Source organism: Ensifer sp. Root1252 (genome assembly GCF_001425885.1).
Classification (GTDB): domain Bacteria; phylum Pseudomonadota; class Alphaproteobacteria; order Rhizobiales; family Rhizobiaceae; genus Ensifer; species Ensifer canadensis.
Genome location: NZ_LMDT01000058.1, coordinates 145,864 through 164,017 on the forward strand (window position 1 = coordinate 145,864; position 18,154 = coordinate 164,017).

The window sequence follows — 18,154 nt, forward strand, 5'->3', positions numbered from 1 at the left end:
CCCTTTTCGTTGATTGTCGTTGTTTTCGAATCAGTCGCCCTTAGGCGGCCGGATTGAGCGCCTCGACCGGCTCGTAGGCATGGTCGTAGCCAAAGTAGCCGGGGCCGGCGAGTTCGAGCCCCTTGGCCGTCCGCCACTGGCGATCGCAGGGAAGTCCGGTGAACTCGACCGTCAGGCCATAGCGCAACTGCTCGGTGGTAACGGGCAGCCCGCCATCGGCGTCGAGCGCGCAGATGAGGTCCGGCGTCGAGGCGATGACCTGTCCCCCATCGCCGCGGGCAACCAAGAACTCGTTCTGAAACGCGACTTCGAAGGTGCGGCCGGCAAAACCGTCGATGCCCTTGAGCAGGGCCCTCCCCCGCGCAAAACCGCCGGTCGTCGCCCGGTCGACATCGACGACGCGGCCGGTAAACAGATGCCGACCGTCGAACTGCTCGCGAAGCGCAATGCCGGGATGGCGCTTGGCGGCGCGCTCGGCCGCGATCGTCTCGCCGATACCCTTGATGAGACTGAGCGTGCCGCGCAGGATCCCGGCCTTCATCTGCGCGCCTGTCATCGGATAGGCGGCGACAAGGCTGGCGCCGCCCATCTGGATCGCCTGGACGCGGGCCAGCCGTTCGGTCCACAGGTTCGAGACCGCATTGATGATCGAGCTGTTGCCCTTGTCATCGGCATGAACCAGCGGCGTGGCGCTGATGTCATGCATGGTAAAGCTCACCATTTGCAGCTCGGGAAAGGCGCGGCCCATGCCGTCCCCGTCGATCAGCGGCAAGCCGGTTGCGGCGGCCACGGCAAACGGGATGGTCGAGTTCAATCCGCCGGCTTCCACGCAGATCAGGGCATCGGCCTTGCGTCCGAGAAACCTTTCGAGCTGGCGCAGCGCCTCCAGCGCCTCGTCGCCGCGTGGCAGTTTTTCCACCATTACCGTCGGCGCACCCATCATGAAGACGGGGACGCAGAGCGCATCATCGGCGATGGCATCGGGCTGAACCACGCGAACCGGACCGTTCGCCTCGATTGCAGTTCGGGCCATCAGCTTGCCGATATAGGGATCGCCGCCGCCGCCGGTGCCGAGATAGGCACCGCCGATGGCGATCGCTTCCAAGTCGGCAGCCGTAATGAGCCGCTCGCTCATGCCTGCATCTCCTCGATCGGCCGGAAGGTGATGTCGTCGAAGCCGAAGGCTTTCGGGCCGACCACCTCAAGCGCTGCAGCCGAGCGCAGCAGCGAATGGCAGGGCAATGCCACGATCGCGACGCGCTGGCCGTAGCGCAGCATTTCGGTGGTGATCGCGTTGCCGCTGTCGACATCCAGAACGATGATCAGATCCGGCACCGACACTTCGACTTCGCCGTTGCGGCTGAAAACGAGGTTTTCGTTCTGGATCATCACCGAGGCCGTATCGCCGTTGAAGGCATCGATGCCGGCAAGCTTGGCTTCACCGATGACGAAACCGCCACGCAGATGGCGTTCGAGATCGACGATCTTGCCGGAGAAAACCTGACGGCCGTTTTCCTGGGCGCAGATGGCCGCAACCGGATCGGCATGCTCGCGCCGCGCCTTCAGCACTGCCCGCCCGAGCGAGACCGCTTGGGTGTAGGAATGCGGGATCGAGTACTTCTTGAGGAAGGCACCCGTCATCGGCGCCGAGGCGAGTGTCGATGCGCCCCCTTGCGAAACGACGCAGGCGCGCGCCATGCGTTCGTGCCAGAGTTCGGATGCCGCGTGCTGGAACAGGACGACATTGCCGTGCAGGTCGCACATGACGCTCGGGGTCGAGCGATGACCGTAGATCGAGAAGGTGGTCATCTGCATTTCCGGGAAGGCGCGCCCCATGCCGTCGCAATCAACGACCGGCAGGCCGGCAAAGGCGGCCGCGATCAGCGGCTCCATCGAATTGGCTCCGCCGATCTCTTCGCAGACGATCGCGTCGATGGCGATACCGAGATGCTCTTCGAGTGCGCGAACACAACGCAGGCCTTCGCGCCCTTCCTTCAGGCGCTCATAGGCAACGACCGGTGCACCGATCCCGCCGAGCGAGATGCAGCGCGCATCGTCCGCCAGCCGGTCGAGCGGCAGGATCGACAGGTTGTAGCCGCTGCGCATCGCAAGCCGCGCTCGCAGCTTGCCGATATAGGGGTTGCCGCCGCCGCCGGTGCCGAGAATGCCGGCACCGATTTCCAGCGCCTCCAGGTCCTCTTCGTCGAGCACCCAGAGATCGGACGGATCGTAGTTCAGGGCCTTCAGTGCACGCTCAGCCATGGAAGCCTCCCATTTCGCCGACAACCTTGACGTGGATGCGGGTGGCATTCCCCGGCAGATAGGCAAGCGGCACGTCCTCCCGCTCGATGACCTGGATCGTTTCGGCGATGGCGCCGGCCGAAAGCGCACGTTCCGTCGCTTCCTGCTCAGCCTGCTTCAGGCAGATTTCGCGCGTCAAACCCTTTTCGAGCGCAAAGACGCGATCGACTTCGCCGCTGATCTGGGCGATGGCCGCACCGACCGCATTGGCGACGGCGAAATTCTCAGGTCGGATGACCTCCAGATCCCCAAGCCTGTCCGGCATCAGGATCGAACCGCCGCCAACCGCGATGACCGGGATCGGATCGGACGAGACGCGGCTGCGCTCCACCGAGTTTTCCAGCATCGACACGATCCGGGCATGAGCCTTTTCGGCGAGAGCCCGGTCGAGATGCGCGACCTTGGACGCATCACCGATATCGGCCTTGCCGAGTGCGACGGCGATATCCGTCGTCGTCAGGGTCTGGCCGCCGAAGACCAGCGCCTCCTTGGCGATGCGATAACCGACCGATTGCGGGCCGACCGTAACCTCGCCATTGGCAAGTTCGCGCACCAGCGAGCCGCCGCCAAGCCCGATCGAGAACACATCGGGCATGCGGAAGTTGGTGCGCACGCCGCCGACGTCGACAATTGTCGCCGCCTGGCGCGGGAAGCCGTGGTGCAACGCGCCGACGTCGGAGGTCGTGCCGCCAATGTCGACGACGATCGCCTCCTTGCGGCCGGTCAGGAAGGCTGCGCCGCGCATCGAATTGGTCGGGCCGGAGGCGAAGGTCAGGACAGGAAAGCTTCTGACCGTGGCAGCCGCCATCAGCGTGCCGTCGTTCTGGGTGATGAAGAACGGGCAGGAAAGCCCGGCATCCTTCAGCGCCTTGGCGAAGGCGTCCACCGTCTTGGCCGCAAGCGACAACAGGCTCGCGTTCATGATGGCGGCGCTTTCACGCTCGAGGAGCCCGATGCGGCCGATGTCGCCGGAGACGACGATCGGAAGGCCAGGGCAATGTTTTTCGATGACAGCCTTGGCCCGCTGCTCCATCTCGGCATTGATGGGGCTGAAGACGCAAGTGATGGCGGCGGCCTTGACATTCTTGAGGCGAATGTCGGCGGCGATGCGGATCAGTTCCTCTTCGTCGAGCGGCGCGATGGCACGGCCGTCGAATTCATAGCCGCCGCGCACGAGATGGGTGTGATGGCCAACGGCCTCGGCGAGATCGTTCGGCCAGTCGACCATCGGCGGCAGGCAGGCGGTTGCCGGGAGGCCGAGCCGGATGGCGGCGACATGGTTGATGTGCTTGCGCTCGATCACCGCATTGGTGAAATGCGTCGTGCCGATCATCACGGTGCTGATCTTGGAGCGATCGATGCCGGCCTTGGCGATCGCACCTTCCAGCGCTTCGATGACGCCTGACGTCACGTCTTCCGTCGTCGACGCCTTGACGCCCGACAGCACACTCCGTCCTTCCATGATGACGGCGTCGGTGTTCGTACCCCCGACATCTATTCCCAATCGATACACGGACAGTCTCCTTGTTGGCGGGCCTTCGGCCCTGTTTACTCGTTCGGCCTCAGGCCGTTGATCTCACCAGGAAGCGCGCTCTCTCCTCGACGCTTACCGTTGGTTTCAATGCTTCCTCCTCGTCGCTCATCACCGGAATCGCCGAGATGAGCGCGCGGGTATAGGGATGCTTGGGGTCGGCAAAGACATCCGCCGTGCGCCCCTCCTCGACGATCTCGCCCTTCAGCATGATGGCGATGCGGCTGCAGAAATTGCGCATCAGCGAAAGGTCATGGGAGATGAAGAAATACGTCAACCCAAGCTCGTCCCTGAGGCGTTGCAGCAGGGCGATGACCTGCTTCTGCACCGAGACGTCGAGCGCCGACGTCGGTTCGTCGAGAACGATGATCTTCGGCTCGGCCGCAAGCGCCCGGGCGATCGCCACGCGCTGCTTCTGCCCGCCCGAAAGCTCGTGCGGATATTTCGAGAGGTGGGCGGACGGCAGATTGACCAGCGCCATCAGTTCCTCCATCCGCACTGTCGCTGCCTTGCCGCGAAGACCGACATGGCTGAGCGGTACGGCCAAGGTCTGCGTCACGGTGCGTTTGGGGTTCAGCGACGTGCCGGGATTCTGATAGACGATCTGGGTCAGCCGTTGCGACGCGCTTGCCTGCGCAGGCGAGCCAACGCTGATCGTGCCGGAACTCGGCGCAATCAGCCCCATCACCATGCGGGCAATGGTGGTCTTTCCGGAACCGGATTCGCCGGCGAGGCCAAAGATCTCGCCCTCGGGCACCGACAGCGTCACCGGCTTGACCGCCTCGTGGCGCTTCATGCGGCCGAGGAAGGGCTTTTCGACATAGACCTTCCCGGCCCCTTCGAGCGTGATGATCGGCGCATTCGACGAAACCGGCTGATCAACCACCTTTGACCCGTAAAGCGGCGGGATCGCATCGATCAGATCGATCGTGTAGCGCTGCCGCGGCGCCTGGAAGATCTGGCGCAGATTGCCGCTTTCGACGATCTCGCCATGACGCATGACGAAGACGCGATCCGCCGTTTGCCGGACCACACCAAGATTGTGCGTGATCATCAGCAGGGAAAGGCCCTCGCTGTCGACCAGCCGGTTGATCAGCTTCAGGATTTCGTCCTGAGTGGTCACATCAAGCGCCGTGCCGGGTTCATCGGCGATCAGCAGTTGCGGTTGATGCAGGAGCGCAAGGCCGATCAGCACGCGCTGGCGCATGCCGCCGGAAAGCTGCGAGGGATAGGCGTCGAAGACCCGTTCCGGATCCTGGAGCTGCACGCGGCGAAGGACCTCGAAAATGCGCTGCTTGCGGTCTTTCGCCGAGCTTCGGACGCCATCGCGCCGATCGGCGTAATACATGACGTCGTCGAGGTGCCGGCCGATCCGGAACACCGGATTGAACGAAGACAACGGGTCCTGCATGATGATCGAGAACGCCGTGCCCTTCAGCGCTTCGCGCTCGCGGCCAGGCATATCGAGCACCCGTCTGCCGTCATATTCGATGTTGCCGCTTTCGATGCGGGCATTGTCCGGAAGCGTACCGAGGATCGCCTTTGAGGTGACCGACTTGCCCGAACCGGTCTCGCCGATCAGCGCCACGCGCTCGCCCCGGCCGATCGCGAAGGAAACATCCTTCAGGATATGCTGGCGGCGGCCATAGGTGGTGAAGGCGATATTGAGGTCTTCGACCTTGAGGAGAGGAGTGCTCATCGTCTCAGGCCTCCACATCGAACATGTCGCGCAGCCCGTCGCCGAGCAGGTTGAAGCCGAGCGTGGCGTAGAAGATCGCAAAGCCCGGGGCCAGAACCTCCCACCACTTCTCCGGCAGGAACTGCCGGCCGTCGGCAACCATCGAGCCGAGGTCCGGTGTCGGCGGTTTCACGCCGAGGCCGAGGAAGGAGAGCGTCGCGCCGAAGAGGATGACGAAGGCAGCATCAAGCGTCGTCTTCACCGAGATGACCGAGATGCAGTTCGGCAGGATCTCCTTGGCGAGGATGTGCAGGTGGCTGGCGCCGGCGAGCCGCGCTGCCTCGATATAGTCTTCCGCCGCGATCGACTTCGTGACGCGATAGACAAGGCGGGCATGCCAGGTCCACCAGAGCAGGGTGATCGCCAGCATGGCATTGACCAGATTGGGCTCAAGCACGTTGCCGATCGCCAGGGCCATCACCAGCGGAGGGATCGCCAGCATGATATCGGTAAAGCCGGTTAAGAGCCGCTCCGTCAGGCCGCCGGCATAACCGGCGATCATGCCCAGCGCCGAGCCGATCGGCACTGCCACGCCAAGCACGCCGATGACGAGCAGCAGCGACACGCGGAAGCCGAAGACCGTGCGCGAAAAGATGTCGCGACCGGCCTTGTCGGTGCCGAACCAGTTGTCGACATCCGGCGGCATATGACGGTTGCGGAAGTCGACGACGGCGCCGACATGTTCGGGAAAACGCGCAATCAGCGGCGCGAAGATGGCCATGGCGATGACCGAGAGCACGATCAGCGCGCCGATCACGGCGGCCGGATTTCGGCTGAACCGGTACCAGGTCATGTAGCCGGCGGACAGGCGGGTCGTATCCTGCATCAGCGGGCCTCCTTGAAGCGAAGCCGCGGATCAAGGATGCTGATGATCAGGTCGATGACGAGATTGGCGGCGATGAAGAAAATACCCGAGACGAGGACCACCGCCATGACGGCGTTGAGGTCTTTCTGCAGGATGGCGTCGAGACCGTAGGAGGCAAAGCCGCCCCAGGAGAAGACCATTTCGACGACGAAGGCGTTGCCGATCAGCGAGGCAAATTCGAGCCCCATGATCGTCAATGGCGCGATCGACGAAAGCTTCAGCAGATAGCGAAACACGATGACGCGGTCCGGCACGCCGAAGGACTTCAACGTCAGCACATGATCGCGACGCTGATGATCGATCATGGCCGAGCGGGTGATGCGGGTGATCTGGCCGATACCGGCCATTGCCAGCGCCAGCGCCGGGAAGACCAGATGCTGAAGCGCGCTCAGAAACACATCCGGGCGGCCGGCAAGCAGGCTGTCGACCAACAGGAAGCCTGTCGGGCCAGCGGGCGCGCCGAGCTGGAAATCGACCCGGCCGAGAGTGGGCCAGGAAGGGAAATGATCCGCGGCAATGATCTGCAGGGTAACCGCGAAGAGAAAGCTCGGAATGGTGACGCCGATGAGCGAGAAGAAGCGGCCGCTATTGTCGATCCAGCTGTTTCTGTAGCGCGCCGTCAATACGCCAAGTGGCACGGCCACTGCGAAGATGATGACGATGGTGGCGATCACAAGCTCCAGCGTCGCCGGCAGGAAGGTGGCGATATCGGCGCTGACTTCCCGATCGGATACGATCGAGCGCCCGAGATCGCCGGTCACCGCATGGCTGACATAGCTCACATACTGGGTGACCAGTGGCTCATCGAGCCCCATGCGCTGCCGGAGCTGGTCGACCTGCTCCTGGGTTGCGCTCGGACCGAGCGCCATGCGCGCCGGATCGCCCGGCACGATGCGGGCGAGGACGAAAATCATCAGCGACAACACGAACAGCACCATGAGGAAGCCGACCGCGCGCCGCGCAAACAATGCGACGTAATAATTGCCCATTGGCAACCCTTTCCCCTCGGCCGGTTATCGCCCGGCCTGTCTGCCGCTTTTTGCGGTCGAGGGCAGTTTCAAGCCGAAAGGGTCGTTTGCACAACGGCTTGAAAGGATAGGTTTTGACAAGAAAGGTATAGGTTTTGTTCTGGCCCACGCGAAGGAATGGCGCATATCATGCCGGCTGCAACCTGGTCAGGAAATGACGCCGAGTGCCTTTGCCGCGGTAATCGCTTCGCGCCGACGACCGCAGCCAAGCTTGCGATAGAGATTGCCGAGATGGAATTTCACCGTCGCTTCGCTCAAGCCCAAAGCATGGGCGATGAACTTGTTCGACGCTCCCTCCGCAATCATCAGCAGCAGACGCGTCTCGCGTCGAGTCAGGCCATTCTTTTCGCCGAGCGTCGTGTTGGGCAGGCCGGTATCGCGCAGGCGCCGCATGATCTGCTGCGCGGTGGGCGTCGTCTGCAGGAAATCGCTGATGCGCCGGTCGCCCGTCAGCTCGCGCAGGAATTGGCGCTCCTCCGAGAGTGGCGCGATGGTGCCGAGCCGGGCTGCATTCTCGAAGGTCTTCTGCAGGATGGAGCGCGCACTTGTCAGATTGCGCCGGCGGCGGGCGACATAGGCCTGCCAGACTTCGATGCACAATCGCTGACGGCCGGTCAGGTTGAGATTGCTGGCCATAGCGGAGAGCTGTCGGTCGAGATGGACGCGACCCGGCATTTCGAAGACGATGTGGCGCAGCCAGACGACGGCCAGCGCGATCTCGTCGCGGTCCTGCAGGCGGGTCAGTTCGTCGACGGCCGCCTCCACCCAGGTTCTGTTGATGCGAGCCTGCACGGAAGCGAGCTTTTCCGCAGCCTCCTGCCAGCGGTTGCCGTTTTGAAGAATGACGGCGTCCCGGACCTCGATCATCAGGCGGAACTGCCTGTTGTAGACCTGATAGGCACGCCAGCGATCGAGGAAGCCTCGTGCCGCAATCATCGAAAAATGCTCGCTCAGCGCCTGGCTGCCGTATTGAAGCGCGAATTCGATCAGGCTCGGCCAGATCTCCCCATGCGAGAAATCATCCATCTCGGAGGTCAGGAAGCGCGCCAGCGGCTCGGGCTTGCCGTCCTCATATTCCACACAGGCCTCCAGCAGTGCCAGCAGTCGTTTGTCCATGGGGCTGTCGAACGGTACGCGCGACATCTGTTCAGCGGCATCGACAGCATTCTTGCGCGCCCGCACCGCGTCACCGCTCATCAGATGCATCATCGCCTGGTGCAGGTTGATGTAGAAACACAGGAGGGGCACGCCAGCACGCTCATAGTGGAAGAGCGCACGGTCGGCGATGTCCTGCGCGACAGCGAACCGCCGTCGCCGGATGTAGAACTCCAGGATCGAATTGTAGATGCTGCCGCGCTCCAGATCGGCGTCGAGCGGAAATTCCGACAGAAGCGTGGTCGATTGCTCCAGCAGGTCGTCGCCAAGCACGACATCCTCGTAAATGAGCATCACCAGGCGGAAGGAGCGGAAGGCCGCCGAGAACGCTGCGCGGTCGCTCAGCACCTTCAGCACATTGTTGGCGCGCGATCCGTAACAATCGGCAAGCAACCGCTGCGCGCGCAGGACCTCGCCGCGCTTCAGCGCCTGCATGGCAAGCGCCGTCACGATGCCTTCGTTCTGCGCCGCCAGCTCGGCCGGAAACCCGGCGAGAACCCGGTCGAACGCCTCGGAACCGTGGAAAAAGATGTAATACCGCCCGAAGGCCGCAACGAAGGCGCGAACTGCCAGTTCGTGAAGCCCGGCGCGCTGCAAGACAAGGATCGCTTCCGTCTGCATGCCGTGCGCGGAATAGGCCGCCGAGATCACTGGTACGCGGGCGCTATCCTTGAGCCGTTCGGCCAGCACCATGTCAAGGGCTGCGGCAAGCACACCGCCGATGCCGGTTGCCTGCAGATAGGCAGGCACCGCTTCTTCCGCGCTGGCCAACGGCTTTGGCGCCTGCTGGGCAAGGCTGAGCTGGACGAGCTCGGAATCTGCCATTTCGCGCAGGACATCGTCTGCCAGAAAGCGAATGACCGCCGCCTCGTCTCGCGATTGCCGGCCCAGCAGCCCAACCAGAAACGGCCATCCTCCCGTTTCGGCCAGCAGCCGGGCCGCCTCGGTCTTACCATAAGACGTCTCGAGTTCGTCGAGCGAGAAGCAGAGGTCGTCAGTACCGAGGCAGAGCGCCTTGCCATAGGCAATCGCCCGATCGAGGCCGAGAAGCCGGGTTCGCGGTCGTTTGGCAATCACGACACGTCGGCCCCCGTCCTGCCAGCCGGCAGCAACTTCGGCCTCATGGACGTCCGACGGCACGTCCCAGAGCAGCACCTCGCCGAAGGTGTCTTCGCCAGGCGGAAGCACCGATCGCCATATGGGACATTGAAGCTTCGACGCCAGCTGAGACAACAGCGTCGATTTCCCCATGCCCGCAACGGCGTCCAGAACAACGATCGGCTCCGCTGCCGTTGCGATGCGCCGCAGGAGGTCATCTCGCCGGATGTCGATCGCTTCGTGGGACGTATCAGCCATTCATTATCTGCCCGTCGGGATCTGGCCCCGGTTATCGCCGAAACCTAGTCAATGATGCTCGGGTTAGAAAGACCGAATGGACCGGGCGACTTGCGTCGCGACCGCTTTATCCGCCACGCCGTTTCAGAAATCGCGAAAACAATCGACCAATGCGTCGACCGCGATGCGCAAGCGCGGGGTCGTGCCGAGCCGGTGCGGCCAGAGCGCGTAGACGGGAAGAGGTGTCGGCGCATAGGCTTCGAGGACGGGAGCCAGACGACCATCTGAGATCGCGTCGGCAACGATCCAGCCCGGCAATTGCACCAACCCGTGTCCACGGCAGGCGGCGTCCGCCATCAATGCGTGATCAGCGACGCTGAGGGTGCTGCGCACGTTGATGTGCCTCGTCTGCCCGGACTCAGTAAACCGCCAGCTCTCGGCTACAGGCCCTCGGGATTGTGTTACGCAGAGATGCGCAGCGAGCTCCGAGGGGCGCGACGGCGTCCCGTGCCTTGCCAGATAGTCCGGCGCGCCGCAAACCGTCAGGCGTTGCTGGCCGAGCTTCCTGACCATCAGGTCACCCCCACCAGCGAGCTCGCCGACGCGCACGCATAGATCGATATTCTCCTCGACCAGATCCACAAGCCGGTTGGTAAAGGCAATATCGAGTTCCAGCTTCGGATAGTCGACTGCCAACGCGATCAGACTAGGCGCGGCAATGCGCCGACCGAGCAGCTCCGGCAAGCTCACTTTGAGCCGGCCGGCCGGCTCCTCCATGCGCGAGGCGAGCGCCGCCTCGACGGCGGCCAGTTCCGCCGCGGCGCGTTCGCAACCCTCCAGGAACACCCTGCCCTCTTCGGTCAGCGCAAGGTGACGTGTGCTGCGCTGGAAGAGCCGCACGCCCAACCGCCCCTCGAGCCGCGAAACCGCCTTGCCCACCGTAGAGGTGGAAAGGCCGAGCCGCTCCGCGGCTTCTGAAAAGCTCGAGGACCGCGAGGCCTGCATGAAGGCCCTGACAGCACTGAGATGATCGCCGGGAAGCATGGCACGCTCCAGAATTTAAATCTCAGGTACTGCGAGAAGTGTTCTCATAAGCGATTTTTGATCGCGGATATAGTGCCACCCAGTCATTCACATCTCAGGGATCCGACAGAATGAGAAAGCAGAGAGTAGCAATCATCGGCGGCAGTTCCGGTATCGGCCTGCGTGTTGCCGAGCGCGCCATCGACCTTGGCGCAGAGGTGGTCATTGGCGGGCGCGATCCGGAAAGGTTGCAGCGCGCAACGATCAAGCTCGGTCCGAAGAGCCGCGCCGTCGTTGTCGACAATATCGATCAGGACTCCTTGCGCCGTTTCTTCGAACAATCCGGCCCGATCAATCATCTCTTCACACCCGGCGCATCCTATTCGCGCGGCCGAATCGACAAGGCGTCCGACGACGTCGCCGAAAGCTCCTTCCGATCGAAGTTCTGGGGCCAGTATTACGCGGTGAAGCACGCCCTGCCCTATCTCGACAAGAACGGGTCCGTCACCTTGATGGCGGGCGCCTATAGCGTCAGGCCGGCGGCAGAAGGTGCCGCCTATGGCGCCTGCAATGCCGCGATCGAAGGTCTCGGGCGGGCGCTCGCCGTCGAGTTGGCGCCGATCCGGGTGAACGTCATTTCACCAGGGACGATCGATAGCGACCTATGGCGCCGCCAGCCCGACGCCATCAGGGAGGCCTCGTTCTCGAGCTACGCCGAGGCCGCGCTGCTGAAACGGGTCGGCACCACCGACGAGGTGGCGCATACCGTCATCTACCTCATGGAGAATGGTTTCATGAACGGCTCGACGCTCTATCCCGACGGTGGCTTTGCGTTGCGTTGACGAAGCCGCCGGGAGCAGCCGCTGATTGGCTGCTCCCAGCACGCCAACACCATTCCCACAATGATGCGACTGAAGAGAACTGCCGCCCTCTCCACACTCCACCACGGCCGAGGTCGCATTTTTCGCTTGTCCACCGCGCCCGGCGCATGGCGATCGCAGTGATCAATGCCGGTCATGAGGCATCAATGCGACGGCCGGCGTTCCCCCAGAAATCCGGAGCAGAATAGAAATTCTCGCAAATGGGACTGTTGCCCAAATGCTTCTGCGCCTGCGGCTCCGTATTTAGTCTAGATTTTCAATAGACAATATTGAATAACCGGCGCCGACAGGTAAGCTTCCCTCAGCATCTGCGGCCTGCCATTTCAGCGCCGTGTCGGCTTCACACAGGAGAAGACGGCATCGCCACCCGCCGCAGCCTAGAAAATGAAGGGAGCCACCATTGACCGACGCCAACTCATCCTTGCCCATTCTCGATTTGCAACGCTTTGCGGCGGGCCATCCCGAGCGGGCGACGGCGCTTGAAGAATTGCGCAGCGTCACCCGCTCGGTGGGCTTTTTCTACCTCGAGGGACACGGCATCCCGCAGGAACAGATCGATGGCGTCCTCGATCTCTCGCGCCGTTTCTTCACCCTGCCGGAACAGGACAAGCTGGCGATCGAGATGCGCAAGTCGCCGCACTTTCGCGGCTACAATCGCGCCGGCCTGGAATATACCCGCGGGACGCAGGATTGGCGCGAGCAGGTGGATTTCGGACCACAGCGCGCCCCCCTCGCGATCCACGCAAACGATGCACCGTGGAAGCGCCTGGTCGGCCCCAACCAGTTTCCGGACGCCTTGCCCGAACTGAAGCCGGCGATCCTCGCCTGGATCGAGGCGGTGACCCGACTTGGCATCCGCCTGATCGAGGTTTTCGCCGAGGCGCTCGGACAGCGCGCCGACGTGTTCGAGCCGATCTATCGCGACGGCCCCAACCAGCTGTTGAAGATCATCCGCTATCCCGGTCGCGACAAGACCGAAAGCGACCAGGGCGTCGGCGCACACAAGGACGGCGGTTTCGTAACCATCCTGCTTCAGGATGAAGTCGGCGGCCTTCAGGTCGATGACGGCAAGGGTGGCTGGATCGATGCGCCGCCGAAGCGCGGCACCTTCGTCATCAATGTCGGTGAACTGCTGGAACTGGCATCGAACGGCTACCTGCTCGCCAATATCCACCGCGTCATCACGCCGCCCGCCGGCGGCGATCGCCGCTCGGTCGCCTTCTTCCTTGGCGCCAACCTCGCCTCGACCATCCCGGTGCTCGATCTGCCGACCGAACTTGCGGCCGAGGTTCGCGGCGTGACGCAGGACCCGCTCAACCCGCTGTTCCACGAGGTCGGGCGCAATGTCCTGAAATCACGCCTCAGGTCGCACCCCGACGTCGCCGCTGCCCACCATGCCGATCTTGTCGAGCAGCTGAAGGCGCCGGTGCCGGCCTGATCCATCCCATTGCAACCACTCGAACGCTGAAGGAAGCAATCCATGACGATCCATCAAAAGCCTGAGGAGCCTGCAGTCGAAATCAAGGCTCCGAGCGGCCTGCGCGATACGTCGCGACCGCTTCAGCCCGAAACGCTGGCGCTTCATGGCGGCAGCTACCGTTTCGATCCGGTGAGCGGCGCCGTCGCCGTGCCGATCTACCAGACGACGTCCTATCAGCTGCCGGGCACCGATGGCGCAGACAAGCTGTTTGCGCTTGAGGCGGCCGGCCATCTCTACACCCGCGTGTCCAATCCGACGCAGGACGCATTCGAACAGCGCCTCGCCGAAATCGAGGGTGGTGCCGCCGCCCTCGCGCTTGGCTCCGGCCAGGCGGCGTCGGCCTTCGCCGTGCTCAACCTTGCCCGATCCGGCGACAATATCGTCAGTGCCGCCGGGCTCTACGGCGGCACCTGGGCGCTCTTTGCCTCAACGCTGAAGAGTTTCGGCATCGAGGTGCGTTTCGTCGATGCGTCCGATCCGGAGGCATTTGCGAAGGCGACCGACGAGAGGACACGGGCCTATTACGCGGAGTCGCTTCCCAATCCGAGCCTCGAAGTCTTCCCGATCGGCGAAGTCGCCGAGATCGGCCGTCGGTTCGGCATTCCGCTGATTATCGACAACACGGCGGCGCCCCTGACCATCCGCCCCTTCGATCACGGGGCCGCTATCGTCGTCTATTCCACCACGAAATATATCGGCGGACACGGCACCTCCATCGGCGGCGCCATCATCGATGGCGGCACTTTTCCGTGGCACGAACACGCCGAGCGCCATCCCAATCTGCACGAGCCGGATGCGAGCTATCAGGGCAAGACCTGGCTGGAAAAAGCCGCCGCCATCGACTTTCACCCCTATATCTTGCGTGCCCGCGCCGTTCTCCTGCGCGACCTCGGCGCTGCCATCAGCCCGCAGAATGTGTTCCAGTTCATTCAGGGGCTGGAAACCTTGCCGCTGCGCATCCGCCAGCACAGCGAAAACGCCATCAAGGTCGCGGATTTCCTCCGTGCGCACCCAAAAGTGGCGCGTGTGATCTTTCCGAAGTTTCAGGACGGCGACGCCAAGGCACGCGGCGAGAAATACCTGCGCAACGGCCACTATGGTGCACTGGTCGGCTTCGAGTTGAAGGAGGGACGCGAGGCCGGACGCCGCTTCATCGACGGACTACAATTGCTCTACCACGTCGCCAACATCGGTGACGCGCGGTCGCTGGCGATCCACCCGGCAACGACCACCCACTCGCAGCTCTCCGAGGTGGACCAGCTCAGAACCGGTGTCACCCCCGGCTATGTCAGACTGTCTGTTGGCATCGAGCATCCTGACGACATTATCGCCGACCTGAAGCAGGCGATCGACGCGGCGTAACCCGGCGAAATCAACAATGGGTTCAATGGCCCAACCGTCGGCAACGGTTGGGCCATTGTCATATTCGATGATCGGCCAAAGCTTCGAAAGTTCGGCACCGAGCCCAGGGCCAGAAGTCGCGGCTTGCCGTCTTGAGTGACGCCCGCGAAGGTAGCCAACCAGAAACATCTTACCCGCTACGCTGCCACAGAGCGCATGCGCCAGCGGCGGAAGGAAATGCCATGACCTCCGAAAACACCCAGATCCTTCTTGCCTCCCGCCCGGACGGCAAGCCGACACAAGACAATTTCAGGATCGGTCATTCCGCGATCCCGGAACCTGCCGATGGCCAGGTCCTGCTGAAGATCGTCTACCTGTCGCTCGATCCCTATATGCGCGGTCGCATGAATGCCGGGAAATCCTATGCCAGGCCCGTCGAGATCGGCGATGTGATGGAGGGTGGGACGGTAGCCCGCGTCGTGCGCTCGCGTCACCCGGATTTCGCCGAGGGCGATTTCGTGCTTTCTCATTCCGGCTGGCAGGCTTACGCCGTTTCCGATGGCGCAGCCCTGCGCAGGCTCGACCCATCGGCGGCCCCGCTGTCAACCGCTCTCGGGGTCCTGGGCATGCCCGGCTTTACCGCCTATTCCGGCCTGCTGACGATCGGCAAGCCGAAGGCGGGCGAAACAGTCGTGGTTGCGGCGGCAAGCGGCGCTGTCGGTTCGGCGGTCGGGCAGATCGCCCGCATCAAAGGCGCGCGAGCCGTCGGGATCGCAGGGGGTGCCGCAAAATGCGCTTTCGTTCGCGACGAACTCGGCTTTGACGCGGTGATCGATCACCACGCAGCCGATTTTCCCGAACAACTGGCAGCCGCCTGCCCTGGCGGGATCGACGTCTATTTCGAGAATGTCGGCGGGCATGTTTGGGATGCGGTATTTCCGCTGCTGAATGATTTCGCCCGCATTCCCGTCTGCGGATTGATCGCACAATACAACAGCCGCCCCGGCGAACAGACGGGCGGCGACCGCCTGCCCCTCGTCATGCGTGACGTCTTGAGCAAGAGCCTGCAAATTCGCGGCTTCATCCAAAGGGAATTTGTCGACCAGCGCCCCGACTTCTATCGGGAAATGGCCGGTTGGATTACATCGGGCCAGATCCGCTACCGGGAAGACATCGTCGACGGCCTCGATAATGCGCCGACAGCCTTCATTGGGCTGCTGGAGGGCCACAACTTCGGCAAGCTCGTCATTCGCGTCGCCGACGAGAACTAACGCCTGGCGCGGCGGCCAGGCTTGGTCGCCGCCTACACCGCCGCGCGTCTTTCAGACGCGCAAAGGTCGCTGTAGCGCTTTGAATTTCTGCATGTTTTTGTCCATAAATCGGGTACGATTTAAGGAAACATGCAGTAGAGCGTGTCGCGCAAAGGTTTGCCCCGGTTTTGCGATAACGACATGCGTAGAAACAAGAACTTAAAGTGCAGCAAGCGAATCTGAAAGATCGCGACGCGCTTTAGGGATTTTCGGCCGGGCGGACACCGGCCTTGCCGAGGCCGTCTTCGATCATCGCTGCCAGTTCCGGCGCATAGCTCCTTGTCACCGGTTTCGCCAAAAGCGAAATATCCGCAGGTCCCGTCGGCGCGCGCACCTCGTCAAGAGCGCTGGCCGCCTCCTGCGTCAATCCGAGCTGGCCGGCGACGGCCAGGCGCAGCAGGTTGACGGCCAGGTCCGATGTGTTTGCAAGCTGGCGCACACGAAGCAGGGCCTCCTCGTAACGGCGCCCGCGATAGGCGTCGAGCGCCAGCGTCAGCGCTGCATCGTGATGCACATACTCCCCATTCGCCTCCGCCAGCCGCGCCAATCTTACACCTTCGGACCAGTGGCCGGAGATGTACTGCAACAGCCCCAACCTCGCCGGAATGGCCTCGTCCAGCGGATTGAGCGCGCTGGCGCGCTGCCCTGAAAGAAAGGCCGCCTCCGTATCCCCCGCCGCAAAGCGCGCCATCATCTGCGCCACATAGCTCTGGCTTGCCTGGGGGGCGAGCGCGACTGCCTTGTCTGCCAGCTTCAACGCCCTGTTGCCAGCGATCGGCGAAGTATCCGCTTCGCCCGTCACCACCAGGATCATTGCCAGGCTTGCCGATACATCCGCGTCGTTTGCATTGTAGGCAAGCGACCGCTCGAGGCAGGCAAGCGCGCTTGCGAGATTTTCGGGGTCGGTTCGTGCCAAAGCCATATCGGCCTGCAACACGCAGCCATAACCGAGGGATGGCGCACTGACCTGGCGTGCAGCCTCCAGGCTGGTGATGACGCCGTCTTCGCCCGCAAGTGCGCGCGCAAGTCTCACCAGAAGCGTTTGTTGAATCTGGTGGGCATTACCGCTCTCTAGTGGCAGCTTCGAGACACCGGAGCGCAAAGCCTCGCTACTCTGTGGGTCCACCACCTGCCAGGCGAGCTCGTGAGCATCGTTCGCCATGCTGTAGCTGATCGACAGTCTATATTCCTTGCTGCCGGCAAGGCGGACAGCCGGTCTGGGTGCAACCCAACCTGTCACCGATGCGACGTCGATGCCGGCAGGCTGCTCCTGCGCCAGCGTCCGTACCGACGAGAACTGCGACAGGGCATGCACCAGATAGTCGCCAATCTTCCTCTGCTCTTCGCCGTCTTTCACCCGTTGCGGCTGCACGTCGACAACGACGGTCGGCTTTTCGGACAGGATCGGTTTCCACGGGAAATGGTCGGCCATCGAAACGTAGAACGCTGCAGCCATCGCCAAAACCCCGGCGCTCGCAATGGCAACATTCGCCATGGAGATGCGGCGCCCGACGGCGACGGCCGAAGGCGATGGCGGCGGTGGCTCGGCGGCATCAGGCGCTATCGTCGGTGGAGCGAGGACGGCTAGTGACGGTTTTCCGTCAGCCCTGACGAAGAGCGGGACGTAGTTGCCCTTGGGGAGTTCGATGCGCAGGGCGGCTTCATCGCCAAGCGCCTCGTAATATTGTGCCAGGGCCGCTCGAAGCCGCGACGCCTCGACGCGCACGATCGGATCGGTCGCCGGGTCGAAGGAGCTCGGCCGGGCGAAGACATCGATCGCGATTGTATAGGCCTTCACCGAGGCTGAACGACCGGCGAAGAACTCGTCAACCAGGTATCGCAAGAGCTTGCGGTGTCGCTCTGTCCCATGAAAGCGCGGGTCGCCCAACATACGGTCGAGTTCGGCTCGCGCCGGGCGCTCGGCAACTGGGCAGTAAGCCGCTCGGTCCGCGTCTTCTCTTGTGTTCATAGCGCGCCCCCATTTACCTACAACCCGAGAGAGAGTGCAAATGCGAGGTGAACTCTAGATCACAGAGCCGGGAGCGGAAAGAGAAATGTAGGGCAGTCACAAAACATTTTTCTAACAAATGCCGTAGCCCCAAAATGAAACGGCCAGTGAACTGGAAATCCAATAAGATTACAGGGGCTGCGTGATAGAAACCGAAA

At 62.9% G+C, this 18,154-nt stretch carries 13 protein-coding genes; 4 read left to right on the top strand and 9 right to left on the bottom strand.

The window, feature by feature from the left end:
• Positions 1-40: 40 nt before the first annotated feature.
• From ASD02_RS35505 to ASD02_RS35540, 8 genes are all read right to left on the bottom strand, one after another.
• A complete protein-coding gene (locus ASD02_RS35505; protein ID WP_057218225.1) occupies positions 41-1,135 on the bottom strand; it encodes a DUF917 domain-containing protein in 1,095 nt (364 codons plus the stop codon).
• Positions 1,132-2,262 carry a DUF917 domain-containing protein gene (locus ASD02_RS35510; RefSeq protein ID WP_057218227.1) on the bottom strand — a complete coding sequence of 377 codons (1,131 nt, stop codon included), beginning with the start codon at positions 2,260-2,262 and terminating at the stop codon, positions 1,132-1,134. The genes ASD02_RS35505 and ASD02_RS35510 overlap by 4 nt, the downstream gene beginning before the upstream one ends.
• The gene (locus tag ASD02_RS35515; RefSeq protein WP_057218229.1) at positions 2,255-3,814 is read right to left on the bottom strand and encodes a hydantoinase/oxoprolinase family protein; all 1,560 of its coding nucleotides are present in this window, start codon (positions 3,812-3,814) and stop codon (positions 2,255-2,257) included. The genes ASD02_RS35510 and ASD02_RS35515 overlap by 8 nt, the downstream gene beginning before the upstream one ends.
• Before the next feature lie 49 nt (positions 3,815-3,863).
• Positions 3,864-5,531 carry an ABC transporter ATP-binding protein gene (locus ASD02_RS35520; protein WP_025428506.1) on the bottom strand — a complete coding sequence of 556 codons (1,668 nt, stop codon included), beginning with the start codon at positions 5,529-5,531 and terminating at the stop codon, positions 3,864-3,866.
• Positions 5,532-5,535: 4 nt separating this feature from the next.
• The gene (locus ASD02_RS35525) at positions 5,536-6,396 is read right to left on the bottom strand and encodes an ABC transporter permease (protein WP_025428505.1); all 861 of its coding nucleotides are present in this window, start codon (positions 6,394-6,396) and stop codon (positions 5,536-5,538) included.
• Positions 6,396-7,424 (bottom strand): ABC transporter permease, encoded by a 1,029-nt coding sequence (locus ASD02_RS35530; RefSeq protein ID WP_025428504.1) that lies wholly within the window; start codon positions 7,422-7,424, stop codon positions 6,396-6,398. The genes ASD02_RS35525 and ASD02_RS35530 overlap by 1 nt, the downstream gene beginning before the upstream one ends.
• A 186-nt stretch (positions 7,425-7,610) precedes the next feature.
• The gene (locus ASD02_RS35535) at positions 7,611-9,974 is read right to left on the bottom strand and encodes a LuxR family transcriptional regulator (protein WP_082555719.1); all 2,364 of its coding nucleotides are present in this window, start codon (positions 9,972-9,974) and stop codon (positions 7,611-7,613) included.
• 123 nt (positions 9,975-10,097) lie between these two features.
• Positions 10,098-10,997 (bottom strand): LysR family transcriptional regulator, encoded by a 900-nt coding sequence (locus ASD02_RS35540; RefSeq protein ID WP_057218234.1) that lies wholly within the window; start codon positions 10,995-10,997, stop codon positions 10,098-10,100.
• A 110-nt stretch (positions 10,998-11,107) separates the two neighbouring features.
• Here ASD02_RS35540 and ASD02_RS35545 point away from each other — a divergent pair, with 110 nt between their 5' ends.
• From ASD02_RS35545 to ASD02_RS35560, 4 genes are all read left to right on the top strand, one after another.
• Complete coding sequence (locus ASD02_RS35545) at positions 11,108-11,818, top strand: SDR family oxidoreductase (protein ID WP_025428501.1); 711 nt, start codon at positions 11,108-11,110, stop codon at positions 11,816-11,818.
• 439 nt (positions 11,819-12,257) lie between these two features.
• Positions 12,258-13,295, top strand: a complete 1,038-nt coding sequence (locus ASD02_RS35550) for a 2-oxoglutarate and iron-dependent oxygenase domain-containing protein (RefSeq protein WP_057220124.1) — start codon at positions 12,258-12,260, stop codon at positions 13,293-13,295.
• A 42-nt stretch (positions 13,296-13,337) separates the two neighbouring features.
• Positions 13,338-14,699, top strand: coding sequence for an O-acetylhomoserine aminocarboxypropyltransferase/cysteine synthase family protein (locus ASD02_RS35555; protein WP_081788924.1), 1,362 nt, complete (start codon positions 13,338-13,340; stop codon positions 14,697-14,699).
• Between the two features lie 221 nt (positions 14,700-14,920).
• Complete coding sequence (locus ASD02_RS35560) at positions 14,921-15,949, top strand: NADP-dependent oxidoreductase (RefSeq protein WP_057218239.1); 1,029 nt, start codon at positions 14,921-14,923, stop codon at positions 15,947-15,949.
• A 238-nt stretch (positions 15,950-16,187) separates the two neighbouring features.
• Here ASD02_RS35560 and ASD02_RS35565 read toward each other — a convergent pair whose 3' ends face one another.
• Positions 16,188-17,957, bottom strand: a complete 1,770-nt coding sequence (locus ASD02_RS35565) for a hypothetical protein (RefSeq protein WP_156408542.1) — start codon at positions 17,955-17,957, stop codon at positions 16,188-16,190.
• Positions 17,958-18,154: the final 197 nt, after the last annotated feature.